General features: G+C 59.3%; 14 protein-coding genes. 5 read left to right on the top strand and 9 right to left on the bottom strand.

Features of this window, described 5'->3' with window-relative positions:
• Nucleotides 1-128 precede the first annotated feature (128 nt).
• Nucleotides 129-512 carry a PaaI family thioesterase gene (locus PSH59_RS01295; RefSeq protein ID WP_305394113.1) on the bottom strand — a complete coding sequence of 128 codons (384 nt, stop codon included), beginning with the start codon at nucleotides 510-512 and terminating at the stop codon, nucleotides 129-131.
• Nucleotides 512-2836 carry a Tex family protein gene (locus PSH59_RS01300; protein WP_305394114.1) on the bottom strand — a complete coding sequence of 775 codons (2325 nt, stop codon included), beginning with the start codon at nucleotides 2834-2836 and terminating at the stop codon, nucleotides 512-514. Before PSH59_RS01300 ends, PSH59_RS01295 begins: the two co-directional genes overlap by 1 nt.
• A gap of 357 nt (nucleotides 2837-3193) precedes the next feature.
• Between PSH59_RS01300 and ompR the strand changes: the two genes are divergently transcribed.
• Both ompR and PSH59_RS01310 read left to right on the top strand, forming a co-directional pair.
• Nucleotides 3194-3934 carry a two-component system response regulator OmpR gene (gene ompR / locus PSH59_RS01305; RefSeq protein WP_248083073.1) on the top strand — a complete coding sequence of 247 codons (741 nt, stop codon included), beginning with the start codon at nucleotides 3194-3196 and terminating at the stop codon, nucleotides 3932-3934.
• 117 nt (nucleotides 3935-4051) lie between these two features.
• On the top strand, nucleotides 4052-5365 hold the full coding sequence (locus PSH59_RS01310; RefSeq protein WP_248083075.1) for an ATP-binding protein: 1314 nt from the start codon (nucleotides 4052-4054) through the stop codon (nucleotides 5363-5365).
• Between the two features lie 50 nt (nucleotides 5366-5415).
• Here PSH59_RS01310 and rimK read toward each other — a convergent pair whose 3' ends face one another.
• The 3 genes from rimK to PSH59_RS01325 all read right to left on the bottom strand — a co-directional run bounded on the left by rimK (nucleotide 5416) and on the right by PSH59_RS01325 (nucleotide 7593).
• Nucleotides 5416-6321 carry a 30S ribosomal protein S6--L-glutamate ligase gene (rimK, locus tag PSH59_RS01315; protein ID WP_003171022.1) on the bottom strand — a complete coding sequence of 302 codons (906 nt, stop codon included), beginning with the start codon at nucleotides 6319-6321 and terminating at the stop codon, nucleotides 5416-5418.
• Complete coding sequence (locus tag PSH59_RS01320) at nucleotides 6318-6734, bottom strand: ATP-dependent zinc protease (RefSeq protein WP_248083188.1); 417 nt, start codon at nucleotides 6732-6734, stop codon at nucleotides 6318-6320. Before PSH59_RS01320 ends, rimK begins: the two co-directional genes overlap by 4 nt.
• 79 nt (nucleotides 6735-6813) lie before the next feature.
• A complete protein-coding gene (locus PSH59_RS01325) occupies nucleotides 6814-7593 on the bottom strand; it encodes an EAL domain-containing protein (RefSeq protein ID WP_248083077.1) in 780 nt (259 codons plus the stop codon).
• Nucleotides 7594-7709: 116 nt separating this feature from the next.
• On the opposite strand from PSH59_RS01325, the gene PSH59_RS01330 reads away from it, so the two are divergent.
• Nucleotides 7710-8117 (top strand): RNA-binding S4 domain-containing protein, encoded by a 408-nt coding sequence (locus PSH59_RS01330; RefSeq protein ID WP_065933413.1) that lies wholly within the window; start codon nucleotides 7710-7712, stop codon nucleotides 8115-8117.
• Nucleotides 8118-8120: 3 nt separating this feature from the next.
• Here PSH59_RS01330 and PSH59_RS01335 read toward each other — a convergent pair whose 3' ends face one another.
• On the bottom strand, nucleotides 8121-8957 hold the full coding sequence (locus PSH59_RS01335; RefSeq protein ID WP_248083079.1) for a phosphatase PAP2 family protein: 837 nt from the start codon (nucleotides 8955-8957) through the stop codon (nucleotides 8121-8123).
• Nucleotides 8958-9083: 126 nt separating this feature from the next.
• On the opposite strand from PSH59_RS01335, the gene hslO reads away from it, so the two are divergent.
• Together hslO and PSH59_RS01345 are read left to right on the top strand one after the other, a co-directional pair.
• Entirely contained in the window at nucleotides 9084-9986 is a 903-nt protein-coding gene (gene hslO, locus PSH59_RS01340) for an Hsp33 family molecular chaperone HslO (RefSeq protein ID WP_305394115.1), read from the top strand.
• 179 nt (nucleotides 9987-10165) lie between these two features.
• Nucleotides 10166-11707: a phosphoenolpyruvate carboxykinase gene (locus tag PSH59_RS01345; RefSeq protein ID WP_305394116.1), complete on the top strand. Its 1542-nt coding sequence runs from the start codon at nucleotides 10166-10168 to the stop codon at nucleotides 11705-11707.
• 134 nt (nucleotides 11708-11841) lie between these two features.
• Here PSH59_RS01345 and PSH59_RS01350 read toward each other — a convergent pair whose 3' ends face one another.
• The 3 genes from PSH59_RS01350 to PSH59_RS01360 form a co-directional block, all read right to left on the bottom strand.
• Entirely contained in the window at nucleotides 11842-12198 is a 357-nt protein-coding gene (locus tag PSH59_RS01350) for a DUF1493 family protein (RefSeq protein ID WP_248083085.1), read from the bottom strand.
• A 656-nt stretch (nucleotides 12199-12854) separates the two neighbouring features.
• A complete protein-coding gene (locus PSH59_RS01355; protein WP_305394117.1) occupies nucleotides 12855-13451 on the bottom strand; it encodes a putative adenosine monophosphate-protein transferase Fic in 597 nt (198 codons plus the stop codon).
• Nucleotides 13451-13621: a YhfG family protein gene (locus PSH59_RS01360; RefSeq protein WP_139136830.1), complete on the bottom strand. Its 171-nt coding sequence runs from the start codon at nucleotides 13619-13621 to the stop codon at nucleotides 13451-13453. The genes PSH59_RS01355 and PSH59_RS01360 overlap by 1 nt, the downstream gene beginning before the upstream one ends.
• Nucleotides 13622-13723 lie beyond the last annotated feature (102 nt).

The raw sequence follows: 13723 nt of genomic DNA on the forward strand, positions 1-13723 counted from the left end.
TGGTTTTGAGTCGATTTGACCCGCTATAAAAAAGCCTACTTCATTCCATGAATTGGGCTACGGCGCAGCAGGAAAATTCCGACGCTGTTATCGCAGCGCCGAAATTAACTCAAATCGAGGGTGGGGAGCTATAGGACAGCGAACGTGCCTTGTGCTTTTGCGACGAGTCTTTCGTCCTGGTACACGTCGGCTTCGACCACCAAGGTGCGCCTGCCGGCATGAATCACTCGGCCGGTGCACAGCACATCACCGTCTTCCACGGCGCGAATGTAGTTGATCTTGCACTCGATGGTCGCGCTCTGTTGGTCGAAACCATGGGTGCTGGAGCAGGCCAGGCCCATGGTGATGTCCACCAGGCTGAAAATCGCCCCGCCATGGAGCTTGCCCGCGCGATTGCGCAGGTGCGGCTCGAGGGTCAGGGCCACCTCGGCAACGCCTGCGTCCAGGCGTTGCAGGCGGCAGCCGATCGTTTCGCTGAAGGCGCTCTGGGTCAACGCTGCGGGGATTTCCATCAGCGCTTCTTCAACTGCTTGGCGTTGGCGAACAGCGAGGCCATCGCGTTGTTGGTGGGCGCAGCGGTCGTGGTTTCCTTGCGCGGTGCGCTGTTCTGCGACTGGCGTGGTGCCGAGCCTGGGCGCGCGCCGCGGGCACCGTCGATTTTCTCGCCGGGGGTGTCGCTCATGCGCATCGACAGACCCACGCGTTTACGCGGGATGTCCACTTCCATGACCTTGACCTTGACCACGTCACCGGCTTTCACCGCTTCGCGAGGATCCTTGATGAACTTCTCCGAAAGCGCAGAAATATGCACCAAACCATCCTGATGCACGCCGATATCCACAAAAGCGCCGAAGTTGGTCACGTTGGTCACCACGCCTTCGAGGATCATGCCCAGTTGCAGGTCCTTAAGGTCCTCGACGCCGTCCTGGAACTCGGCGGTCTTGAACTCAGGACGCGGGTCGCGACCTGGTTTTTCGAGTTCCTGCAGGATGTCGGTGATGGTCGGCACGCCGAAGGTTTCATCGGTGTACTTCTTCGGGTCCAGGCGCTTGAGGAACGCGGCGTCGCCAATCAGCGAGCGAATATCTCGGTCGGTCTCGGCAGCGATACGTTGCACCAGCGGGTAGGCTTCCGGGTGAACGGCCGACGAATCCAGCGGGTTGTCGCCGTTCATTACGCGCAGGAAGCCGGCCGCTTGTTCGAAGGTTTTTTCGCCCAGGCGTGCGACTTTTTTCAGCGCGGCGCGGGTTTTGAACGCGCCGTTTTCGTCACGGTGCGTCACGATGTTCTGCGCCAGGGTGGCGTTGAGGCCGGAGATCCGCGCCAGCAGCGCGACGGAAGCGGTGTTCACGTCCACCCCCACAGCGTTCACGCAGTCTTCCACCACTGCATCCAGGCCACGCGCCAGTTTCAGCTGCGACACGTCGTGCTGATACTGGCCGACCCCGATGGATTTAGGGTCGATCTTCACCAGCTCGGCCAGCGGGTCCTGCAGGCGACGGGCGATGGACACGGCGCCACGGATCGACACGTCGAGGTCCGGGAATTCCTTGGAGGCCAGTTCCGATGCCGAATACACCGAAGCGCCTGCCTCGGAGACCATGACCTTGGTCATTTTCATGGCTGGGTATTTTTTGATCAGTTCGGCGGCGAGCTTGTCGGTTTCACGGCTGGCGGTGCCGTTGCCGATGGCGATCAGGTCCACGGCGTGCTTGGCGCACAGGGCGGCCAGGATCGCGAGGGTCTGGTCCCATTTGTTGTGCGGTACGTGCGGGTACACGGTGGCGTGGTCCAGCAGCTTGCCGGTGGAGTCGACCACCGCAACCTTGCAACCGGTGCGCAGGCCTGGGTCGAGGCCCAGGGTCGCGCGCGGGCCGGCGGGGGCGGCGAGCAGCAGGTCGTGCAGGTTGTGGGCGAACACGTTGATCGCTTCGGTTTCGGCGGCGTCGCGCAACTCGCCCAGCAGGTCGGTTTCCAGGTGGGTATAGAGCTTGACCTTCCAGGTCCAGCGCACGACTTCACCGAGCCACTTGTCCGCAGGACGGTTCTGGTTCTGGATGCCGAATTGTTGACCGATCATGCCTTCGCACGGGTGCATGGTGCCCGGCAGCTCGTCACCGACTTTGAGCGAGGAACTGAGAATGCCTTCGTTGCGACCGCGGAAAATCGCCAGCGCGCGGTGGGACGGCATGCTTTTGAGCGGTTCGTCGTGTTCGAAATAATCGCGGAACTTGGCGCCTTCTTCCTCTTTACCTGCGATGACGCGGGCGCTGAGGATGGCTTCCTGCTTGAGGTACGTGCGCAGTTTTTCCAGGAGGCTGGCGTTTTCGGCGAAGCGCTCCATGAGGATGTACTTGGCGCCTTCGAGGGCGGCCTTGACGTCGGCGACGCCTTTTTCGGCATCGATAAAGCGGGCGGCTTCGGTTTCCGGGGTCAATGACGGGTCGTTGAACAGACCGTCGGCCAACTCGCCCAGGCCAGCTTCCAGGGCGATCTGGCCCTTGGTGCGACGCTTTTGCTTGTAGGGCAGGTAAAGGTCTTCGAGGCGGGTCTTGGTGTCGGCAAGCTTGATGTCACGCTCAAGTTGCGGGGTCAGCTTGCCCTGCTCCTCGATACTGGCGAGGATGCTGATGCGCCGTTCGTCGAGTTCTCGCAGGTAGCGCAGGCGCTCTTCCAGGTGACGCAGTTGGGTGTCGTCGAGGCTGCCGGTCACTTCTTTACGGTAACGGGCGATGAAGGGCACCGTGGAGCCCTCATCCAGTAGAGCGACGGCCGCTTCGACCTGTTGTGGGCGTACACCGAGTTCCTCGGCGATGCGGCTGTTGATGCTGTCCATAAAACCACCTGAAATTCTGAAAAGCAGCTCGCAGGCCCGGAAAAAAAGGCCTTGCGCGGCTGGTTGAGCGGCCCGACTGGCGCCGCTACCTGGGTCAAGAGGCAGCCTGTTGACCCTCGAAATCGGGAAATTGCTGCCCGCCGCCGAAAAAACGGCTGAGGCCGTAAACAGTAAAATCTGACAGTGCCCCGCGTAAGGGCGCCGCATTATAACCAGCGTTCCGCCCTTGGGGGGTACTGCGCCAACGGTTGTAGGGCGCGGGTTCGCTGGCAGTAGAGGAAAAATCTGCTAACAATGCACACGGTGCGTATAACGGCACCTAGGCCATAATGCGCGCCGAGATAAGAGGAGCATCCAATGAGCAGCACTGCACACACTGCTGAAGGCGAAAAAATTCTCATCGTTGATGACGATCCGGGGCTTAGCAGCCTGCTGGAGCGTTTCTTCAACTCCAAGGGCTATCGTGCCCGCGCGGTGCCTAACACCGAGCAGATGGACCGCCTGCTGGGGCGTGAAGTGTTCAACCTGGTCGTCCTTGACCTGATGCTGCCCGGCGAAGACGGTCTGACCGCCTGCAAACGCCTGCGCGGTGCGAACAACCAGATTCCAATCATCATGCTCACCGCCAAGGGCGATGAGCTGAGCCGCATCAAAGGTCTCGAGCTGGGCGCCGATGATTACCTGGCCAAGCCGTTCAATCCGGATGAGCTGATGGCGCGGGTCAAAGCCGTATTGCGTCGTCAGGCGCCGCCGGTCCCTGGTGCACCGGGCAGCGAGGACGAAAGCGTCACCTTTGGCGACTATGAACTGTCGCTGGCCACCCGCGAACTCAAGCGTGGCGACGAAGTGCACATGCTCACCACCGGCGAATTCGCGGTGCTCAAGGCGCTGGTGATGAACGCTCGCCAACCGCTGACCCGCGACAAGCTGATGAACCTGGCCCGTGGCCGGGAGTGGGACGCCCTGGAGCGCTCCATCGACGTGCAGATCTCCCGTCTGCGCCGGATGATCGAGCCGGATCCGTCCAAGCCGCGTTACATCCAGACGGTTTGGGGTGTGGGTTATGTGTTTGTGCCGGATGGCACTGCAACCAAGTGACCGATGACTTGCAGGGGCGGGCATCCTGGCGTTTGATTCCATGAGCGTCGACGGGATGCCCGGCGTCTGCAATTCTGCGAGCGCCGCTCGTTCCTGCAAGGTGTCCAGCTGTCATCTATGAAAACCCCGCTGTGGTTCCCACAAAGTTTCTTCTCTCGCACCCTATGGCTGGTGCTGATCGTCGTTCTGTTTTCCAAGGCGCTTACGTTGGTTTATCTGTTGATGAACGAAGACGTGCTGGTGGATCGACAATACAGCCACGGTGTGGCCTTGACGCTGCGTGCCTACTGGGCCGCCGACCCCGAAAACCGCGAGAAGATCGCCAAGGCCGCCACCCTGGTGCGGGTGGCGGGCGCGGGCGTACCCGAAGGCGAGCAGCATTGGCCTTACAGTGAGATCTACCAACGCCAGATGCAGGCTGAACTGGGTGAGGACACCGAGGTGCGACTGCGCATGCATGTGTCCCCCGCGTTGTGGGTGCGCGCGCCGAGCCTTGGTGAGGACTGGCTGAAAGTACCGTTGTACCCGCACCCGCTGCGGGGGCAGAAGATCTGGAACGTACTGGGCTGGTTCCTCGCTATCGGGTTGCTTTCCACGGCGTCGGCGTGGATTTTCGTGCGACAGCTCAACCAACCGCTTAAACGACTTGTGTTTGCTGCCCGCCAGTTGGGCCAGGGGCGCAGTGTGCGCTTGCCGGTCAGCGATACGCCCAGTGAGATGACCGAGGTGTATGGCGCTTTCAACCAGATGGCCGAAGACGTCGAACAGGCTGGGCGTGAGCGCGAGCTGATGCTGGCGGGGGTATCTCACGACCTGCGCACGCCCTTGACGCGTTTGCGATTGTCGCTGGAATTGATGGGTGACCACACTGATCTGACCGACGACATGGTTCGTGACATTGAAGACATGGATGCGATCCTTGATCAGTTCCTGGCATTTATTCGTGATGGTCGTGACGAGGTGGTAGAGGAGGTCGACCTGACTGACCTGGTGCGTGAGGTCGTTGCGCCTTACAACCAGAACGGCGAGCAGGTGCGCATGCGCCTGGAGCCGATCCAGCCGTTTGCGTTGCGGCGGGTGTCGATGAAACGCCTGTTGAACAACTTGATTGGCAACGCATTGCACCATGCCGGTTCCGATGTGGAAGTGGCGGCGTACGTATCTGGCGACAGCGCTGCGCCGTATGTGGTGCTCAGCGTGATGGACCGTGGCACGGGGATTGATCCGGCGGAGCTGGAAGGCATCTTCAACCCGTTTACCCGTGGCGACCGTGCTCGAGGTGGCAAGGGCACGGGGCTGGGCTTGGCGATTGTGCGGCGGATTGCTTCGATGCACGGCGGCAATGTGGAATTGCGTAATCGTGAGGGTGGTGGCCTTGAAGCACGGGTGCGTTTGCCGCTTGGGCTGATGCTGCCAAGAGACGCGGTCTAGCAAACAACATAGAGCCACATGTGGCTCTGTGTTGTGTCAGCGGGCGGGGGTTAACCCTTGCCCTTGGTCCTGGTCATATTCGGCCCACCATTCTTCTCCAGATGCTGAATGATGATGCCCGCCACATCTTTGCCGGTTGTGGTCTCAATGCCTTCCAGGCCCGGAGACGAGTTCACCTCCATCACCAGCGGCCCGTGGTTGGAGCGCAAGATATCCACACCCGCAACGGCCAACCCCATCACCTTGGCTGCTCGTAGCGCAGTCATGCGTTCTTCCGGGGTGATCTTGATCAGGCTGGCGCTGCCGCCGCGGTGCAGGTTGGAGCGAAACTCCCCAGGTTTGGCCTGGCGTTTCATCGCCGCAATCACTTTGTCACCCACCACGAAGCAGCGGATATCCGCACCGCCGGCTTCCTTGATGTATTCCTGCACCATGATGTTCTGCTTGAGGCCCATGAATGCCTCGATCACGGACTCTGCCGCCGTCGCGGTTTCACACAGCACCACACCGATGCCTTGGGTGCCTTCCAGCACCTTGATCACCAGCGGTGCGCCGTTGACCATCTCGATCAGGTCCGGGATGTCATCCGGGGAATGGGCAAACCCGGTAACCGGCAGGCCAATCCCGCGGCGCGACAGCAATTGCAGCGAGCGCAGTTTGTCCCGCGAGCGGGCGATGGCCACGGACTCGTTCAGGGGGAACACCCCCATCATTTCGAACTGGCGCAACACGGCGCAGCCATAGAACGTTACCGAGGCGCCGATACGCGGGATCACCGCGTCAAAGCCTTCCAGCGGTTTGCCCCGGTAGTGGATCTGCGGCTTGTGGCTGGCAATGTTCATATAGGCACGCAACGTGTCGATTACCACCATTTCGTGGCCACGTTCGGTGCCGGCCTCGACCAGGCGGCGGGTGGAATACAGACGCGGGTTTCGCGACAGCACAGCAATCTTCATGCAGCACCTGGGGCAGAAATAGTAGAGACCGGGAACACCGGCTTGTCTTGAACGTACTTGGCGCCGGGATTGACCACCAGGTGGCCGTCAATCAGCGCTTTGGAGCCCAGCAACAGGCGGTAACGCATGGATTTGCGGCAGGCCAGGGTGAACTCCACCCGCCATACCCCATCACCCAGCGCCAGGGTGGTGCTGATCACATAACGCACCTGCGCATGGCCGTTGGAGCTCTTGATGGTTTTCATCGTCACCAGCGGCGCTTCGCAGCGGCGGTGACGCAGTTGCACAACGCTGCCCAGGTGCGCGGTGAAGCGCACCCATTTCTCACCGTCGCGCTCAAAGGGCTCGATATCGGTGGCGTGCAGGCTTGAGGTACTGGCCCCGGTATCGATCTTCGCGCGCAGGCCGGCCACTCCCAAGTCGGGAAGTGCCACCCACTCACGCAGACCCACAACGGTCAAATGGTCAAATGTCTTCAATATGGGTAACCGATCAGTTCGCCCAGGCCTGGGGTGATACCTCGGCCAGGGCATTGAATGCAGGCCTGGCGAACCAGTAGCCCTGCATCAGAAATATTCCGCAGTCGAACAGGAAGTCTCGTTCGCCGGCTGTTTCGATGCCTTCGGCGATGACAGTAACCCCCAACTGCTCACAGATTGTGACAATCCCCCGTACGATTACCTGGCGGACACGATCCTGGTCGACATCACGAATCAGCGCCATGTCGAGTTTGATCAGGTCAGGTTGGAAATCGGCCAGCAGATTCAGCCCCGAATAGCCCGCGCCGAAATCGTCGATGGCGGTCATGAAGCCGAATTCGCGGTATTCACGCAGAATATTCGTCAAATGGCGATAGTTATCTACGTGCTCGCTTTCGAGCGTCTCGAAAATCAGTCGGTTCAGCGGAAAGTTGTGCGCGCGGGCCGCCTCCAGGGTGCTGCGGATACAGAGCTCCGGGCGGTACACGGCATTGGGCATGAAATTGATGGAAAGGTGGGTCTGCATTCCCAGGGCGGCGGCACCGGCAATGGCTTGCATGCGACAGCGTTGGTCAAAGCGGTAGCGATTGCTTTCGTTGACCTGTTCCAGTATCGACATCGCACCTTCACCATTGACCCCGCGCACCAAGGCTTCGTTGGCGAAGATCGTATGGTCCCGAAGGTCTACGATTGGCTGATAGGCGAACGCGAAGTCGAAGCCCAGGGGCTCGCTTTGCTGGCAACCCACGCACCGCTGGCCTGGCGAGGTGAGTGAAACGGGAAAGTCGGTCACGGCATGTCCTCGCGAAAACAGGGTGCTACCTGGCGTATCTTAGGTGAGCCTTGGGGTTTATGCGTCGAAGGGTTTCAACGGTAAAGTTGCGACATTTTTCAGAGCGAGGAATTCAAGTGGCTCAAAAGCAGGAAGAGGAAGAAAAAGTCCGTCTGGACAAGTGGCTGTGGGCAGCGCGGTTTTATAAAACCCGTGCTCTGGCCAAGGCCGCGATCGAGAGTGGCAAAGTGCATCATCGCGGCGAGCGCTGCAAGCCGGGCAAAGAGCCGAGAGTCGGTGATGAGTTTCAGATTCGCACGGGTTTTGATGAAAAGACCGTCGTGGTGCAGGCGCTTTCCATCGTGCGCCGTGGCGCGCCTGAAGCGCAGGCGTTGTACGCGGAAACCGAAGCCAGCATTGCCAAGCGCGAAAACGCAGCGGCCATGCGCAAGGCGGGCGCCTCAGGCCTGACCACCGACGGCAAGCCAAGCAAGAAGCAGCGCCGTGACCTGTTCAAGTTTCGCGGCAGTGGCAATGACGACTAGCCCTTAAGCGAAGGGGCCTTTGTAGCGGGCGGGCTTGTTGCGGCAGGTTCTCAGGATGGTTAGTCGGCCGACCAAGGGCAGACGCCCAGCAAGCCCGAACAACGGCGCAGTCACCCGCATCAGCACCCCTGACACCTTCGCTGCAAACGGCGTGTAATAACCCCAGCCCAACGCCAGCAGCGCCAGCAACACGCCGCCGATGTAGTCGTCCTGCCCCCAATGCGCGCCCGCCACCAGGCGCGGCATCATGAACAACACCGCCAAGCCCCAAATCACCAGCACCTGGCCGATGCGCTGGGCAAACACCGTCATAAACATCGCCCATATCAACAGCACCGAAGCGTGATCACCTGGGAAACTCTGACTGGAGCGGTCTTTTAACTCCCAGGTTTTTTCCAAGCCCGGAAAGTAATCGCTCATTTGAATCGCGCCACCAACCACCATCGATGGACTGCTGTGCTGCCAGCCCATCTGCGCCGCGAGTTTGGAAAACAGCATGCGGATAAACAGCAACAGCAACAAAATGCCGACAAAACCTAACAGCGCCTGACGCACCTGCACGGCCTTGAACACCCAGTCACCGCGAATCAGCAGCGCCAGCAAAATGATCCCGACCACTGCATCAAACGGTCGCAAACTGGCCACGGCCCACGTATGCAGCCAGGTTGTGCTAGTCGCCAGCGGGTCATTGAGTAGATGAAACAGCCACTCGTCGAAAATGACACATAGCCTCTGGCCCGTGGGCCACAGCCAAAAACACAGCAGTCCGATAGCGAGTAGATTGCAAAGAGCCCATCGCCGGAGGTTCCACTTGGCTTGGAACAAACCCGGATTGTTCATAAACTGTCCCTCTTCGCTCTATATAAGCTCTCTGTTTCCAGGAGAAAGCCGCACCAAAATGGTGCTAAAGCGTTTAATTTTATAAACCTTGTAATCATTTTGTCATCAATTCAGATACCCAGACCTATGACTGATTTACCGGATACCGACTTCACCCAACGCTTCATCTTCGACGAGAGCGACGTCCGCGGCGAACTTGTCTCTCTGGAGCGCAGCTACGCAGAAGTCCTTGCCAAGCACCCCTATCCGGAGCCGGTCGCGCAACTGCTCGGTGAGTTGATGGCGGCCGCTGCGCTGCTGGTTGGCACCATGAAGTTCGACGGTTTACTGATCCTGCAGGCGCGGTCTGAAGGCCCGGTCCCGATGCTCATGATCGAATGCTCCAGCGAGCGTGAAATCCGTGGCCTGGCCCGTTACGAAGCCGAACGGATCGCGCCCGACGCTACCCTGTCCGATCTGATGGTCAATGGCGTATTAGCCATTACTGTCGACCCGACGGAAGGCCAGCGTTACCAGGGCATCGTCGACCTCGACGGTGAGAACCTGTCGGACTGCTTCACCAATTATTTCGTCATGTCCCAGCAGGTGGGCACCAAGTTCTGGCTCAATGCCGACGGCAAGCGCGCCCGCGGCCTTTTGGTACAACAGCTGCCGGCCGACCGTATCAAGGATGACGATGACCGTGATGAAAGCTGGCGGCACATCATTGCCCTGGCCGACACCCTGAAAGCCGAAGAACTGCTGGGCCTGGACAACGAAACTATCCTGCATCGCCTGTACCACGAAGAGGCCGTGCGCCTGTTCGACGAACAGGGCCTGCGCTTCAATTGCAGCTGTTCGCGCGAGCGTTCGGCCAATGCCTTGGTCAGCCTGGGCCTTGAAGATGCGCAGGAATTGGTCGTGGAACACGGTGGCCATATCGAGATTGACTGCCAGTTCTGCAACGAGCGCTACCTGTTCGATGCGGCTGATGTCGCTCAATTGTTCGCTGGCGCGGGCATCGACACGCCTTCCGATACCCGCCACTAAAACGTTTAAGCACAGGTAAATCACCTGACAAATGCCGGATTAGAGGTGTTCTGACGGGAGGGCCCTACTCTTTTTGGGCTTTTCTGGCATAATCCGGCCCACTTTTTTCGCGGTAGTAGTGCGCAACTTTCTACTACAAAACGTTTGGAGCACTCGGCCATAGGCCGACGGGGAACCTCATGACGCAAGCCAATAACGCCGTATACACCGATCTGAGTGTTGACGATCTGGTCAAAGAAGCCCTGCAGCGCGGTGAAGGCGTGCTTGCCGATACCGGCGCGCTGGTCGTAGAAACCGGTCACCGCACCGGTCGTTCGCCGGTAGACCGTTTCATCGTTGAAGAGCCTTCCACCCAGGACGCTATCGCCTGGGGCCCGATCAACCGCAAGTTCCCGGCCGACAAGTTCGATGCCCTGTGGGCTCGCGTCGAGGCCTTCAATAACGCGCAAGAGCACTTCGTTTCCCACGTTCACGTAGGGGCTTCCGAAGACCACTACCTGGCCGTGAAAATGACCACCCAGACTGCCTGGCAGAACCTGTTCGGTCGTTGCCTGTTCATCAACCCGGCCCAGTACAACCCGGCCGGCCGTGATGAGTGGCAGGTGCTGAACGTGGCCAACTTCGAGTGCGTGCCAGAGCGTGACGGTACCAACTCCGACGGTTGCGTGATCCTCAACTTCGCACAGAAAAAAGTGCTGATCGCCGGCATGCGTTACGCCGGTGAAATGAAAAAAGCCATGTTCTCGGTGCAGAACTTCCTGCTGCCGGCCTCCGACGTACTGCCGATGCACTGCGCCGCCAACATTGGCGAAGCAGGCGACGTGACCCTGTTCTTCGGCCTGTCCGGCACCGGTAAAACCACCCTGTCGGCCGACGAAAGCCGTTACCTGATCGGTGACGACGAACACGGCTGGGGCGAGGGCGTGGTGTTCAACATCGAAGGCGGTTGCTATGCCAAGTGCATCGACCTGTCCGAGAAGAACGAGCCTGTTATCTGGAAAGCCATCAAGCACGGCGCGGTACTGGAAAACGTCGTGATCGACGAGGCCAAGCACGCCGACTACGCCGATGTGAGCCTGACCCAGAACAGCCGTGCCGCCTACCCGCTGGAGCACGTTGCCAAACGTTCCGAGAAGAACCTGGGCGGCGAGCCAAACGCGGTGATCTTCCTGACCTGCGACCTGACCGGCGTACTGCCGCCTGTGTCGATCCTCAGCGAAGAGCAAGCGGCCTACCACTTCCTGTCCGGCTACACCGCTCTGGTGGGCTCGACCGAAATGGGTTCGGGCAGCGGCATCAAGTCGACCTTTTCCACCTGCTTCGGCGCGCCGTTCTTCCCGCGTCCTGCCGGCGAATACGCAGAGCTGCTGATCAAGCGCATCCGCGGCTTCGGCTCCAAGGTTTACCTGGTCAATACCGGCTGGACCGGCGGTGGCTACGGCGTTGGCAAGCGTTTCAACATTCCGACCACTCGCGGCGTGATCGCGGCGATTCAGAGCGGCGCGTTGATCGGTGCAGAAACCGAACACCTCGACACCATCAACCTCGACGTGCCACTGGCCGTACCGGGTGTTGAAACCGGTCTGTTGAACCCACGTAACACCTGGGCTGACAAGGCTGCTTACGACGAAGCGGCGAAGGCGCTGGCTGGTCTGTTCGTTGAGAACTTCAAGAAGTTTGAAGTGAGCGATGCGATCAAGGCTGCGGGCCCTAAGTTGTAAGACTCGCGCGCTGTGAAAAAGCCGCCTCTTGTTGGGCGGCTTTTTTGTGCGCCAAAGGTTGGTCGCGATTTACTGGGGTGATTGATCCGGTTACCCGCCCCGGTGGCATCGAGGCGTTTGAAATCGGCGTTCATTCAGCTCAGGTTTTCCAGCGTCTGCGTGTCCCAGCTGTGGGTCTTGATCGCCAGGTAAAGCATGCCGATGGTCAGCGGCACTTTTTCACCACGGCCCTTGGCACGTCGCTTGAGGAACACATCGAACATCGGCGGCTGAAAATAACGATAAGCATCGTAGTCGCCCAGGTCGACGCCAAAGTCCTGCTCCAGCGCGTCCATCAGTTGCTTGGCCTCACTGCCGTCACAGCCCAGATCGAAATTGAGTGAGGTTTGCAGGCGGATGGTCTTGTGTTTCGGCAGGCCGATTTCGTCGTGCAGCAGTTGCAGCAACTGTTGCATTGCGGGGTCTTCGGGGAAGTTGGGGGCGAGGTTCATGGTGGGGGCACGCAGGAGTGGATGAGGGGGCTGGTTGCGTTGGAGGCGGTATTTGTTTCGGGTGATGAAGAGCGCCAAGCCTATCAAACATACGAAGACAGGTAGGAGGGGCATTCTGAGGATCACCGCTACATAGGGTAGTAGGGACGTCAATATAAGGCCTGTTGTAAGAAATGTGACGGCGAAGCGCTTTCTGAGCGTGCAGTCGGTGATCTTGTAGTACAGCGAAAGGTAAAGACCGAGAAATATCGCCAATTGTAGGTAAAACAGCTGACTATGATTCATCTGAGTACACATGCATTGAGATGCGGGATCGCTGGGGATCCATGCCCTCCATCCAACCTGAGCATTGAAGCCGACGATTTTGCTTCCAGCCAGCAAAGAGTGGCGTTCACTTGGTTTTGCCGAAAAAGTTGAGAGAGTGCTAGTTTCGGTCAGAAAGAGGGGCGTTCTATAGAGGGGCGAGCAGGGTTTTTTTGCAGTTTAGGAATGGGATTGCACGGTGTTTGGTTGTTTCCTACAGTCGCTTCTGGCATTTCGGTTTAGCAGCGTTTTGGCTGGTGAAGCGGGTCAAAAGGAGGGAGTGGGGCTTGCCGGCGATGGCGATGTGTCTGGTGGAGAAGTACAGCCTGGTGCAACGCCGACAAACCAGCCTCTTAGTTGACCGGCCTGCTGATACAGCGCTCGAAAATGGCTTCCAGCCCGCGATAATCACACGCCACCGCATCGATATTCGCCGGTATCCACGCCGCATGTTTGACCAGCCACCAGTTCACCGAAAACCCTGCATTGACGATGATCTGTTCGAACAAAATCCGTTGCGCCCGGCCGTTTCCTTCGCGGAAGGGGTGGATGACGTTGAGGTCGCCATAGGCCTCGGCAATCTGCGTCACCAGTTCTGCCTGGCTCACACCGACGAACCAGTTCGCTTGCTCCATATGCCGAACGATCTTCGCCGCTTCCGGCGGGATGCGTTCCGGGGTGCAGAACAGTGTGTCGCCTTTCTGGATATTGACGCTGCGCAACTCACCCGCCCAGTCATAGATGTCGCCGAACAGCATACGGTGTATGTGCTGCAGACGGTCGAGATCGTAAGGCGGCGGGAAGAGCGGCAGATTGCCTACGGCGATTTCAGATAATTCCCGCTCTGCCTGGTGCAGGCGGTGTTCGTCGAGCAAATCGAGGCGGTTGCGCAGGACGCTGCTACCGGGATAGCAGTACGGATCCTGGCCCACCCCGTATTTGTCGAGCATCAGCGTGGGTTGTTGCGGTACTTGGCAAGCACGGCTTCGCGCGTCGGCAGCGGTTTGTCGACGTCGGCCGGTTGGGTGTCGAACCCTTCCAGGCGCAGGCTGGCCAGGTAGTTGGAACGGCGGATCTTGTGGTAATGGTCCTGCTTTTGCTCAAACGTCAGTTCGCTCATTGCAGCGTACTCCTGGGTCGCAAGGCTTGATTGTAGCGCAATGCTACGGCGGGCAGGCGGGATAAAAACCACGTCACATTCTGTATAAAAAGTCTGCCGCCA

The organism is Pseudomonas sp. FP2309 (genome assembly GCF_030687575.1).
Taxonomy (GTDB): Bacteria; Pseudomonadota; Gammaproteobacteria; order Pseudomonadales; family Pseudomonadaceae; genus Aquipseudomonas.

Bases quoted from the DNA above. Each gene is read 5' to 3' on its own strand.
- hslO (WP_305394115.1), top strand. From the start codon at position 9,084: ATGACTGATTTACCGGATACCGACTTCACCCAACGCTTCATCTTCGAC.
- PSH59_RS01310 (WP_248083075.1), top strand. From the start codon at position 4,052: ATGAAAACCCCGCTGTGGTTCCCACAAAGTTTCTTCTCTCGCACCCTA.
- rimK (WP_003171022.1), bottom strand. From the start codon at position 6,321: ATGAAGATTGCTGTGCTGTCGCGAAACCCGCGTCTGTATTCCACCCGC.
- ompR (WP_248083073.1), top strand. From the start codon at position 3,194: ATGAGCAGCACTGCACACACTGCTGAAGGCGAAAAAATTCTCATCGTT.
- PSH59_RS01355 (WP_305394117.1), bottom strand. From the start codon at position 13,451: ATGCTCGACAAATACGGGGTGGGCCAGGATCCGTACTGCTATCCCGGT.
- PSH59_RS01350 (WP_248083085.1), bottom strand. From the start codon at position 12,198: ATGAACCTCGCCCCCAACTTCCCCGAAGACCCCGCAATGCAACAGTTG.
- PSH59_RS01360 (WP_139136830.1), bottom strand. From the start codon at position 13,621: ATGAGCGAACTGACGTTTGAGCAAAAGCAGGACCATTACCACAAGATC.
- PSH59_RS01345 (WP_305394116.1), top strand. From the start codon at position 10,166: ATGACGCAAGCCAATAACGCCGTATACACCGATCTGAGTGTTGACGAT.
- PSH59_RS01295 (WP_305394113.1), bottom strand. From the start codon at position 512: ATGGAAATCCCCGCAGCGTTGACCCAGAGCGCCTTCAGCGAAACGATC.
- PSH59_RS01335 (WP_248083079.1), bottom strand. From the start codon at position 8,957: ATGAACAATCCGGGTTTGTTCCAAGCCAAGTGGAACCTCCGGCGATGG.
- PSH59_RS01300 (WP_305394114.1), bottom strand. From the start codon at position 2,836: ATGGACAGCATCAACAGCCGCATCGCCGAGGAACTCGGTGTACGCCCA.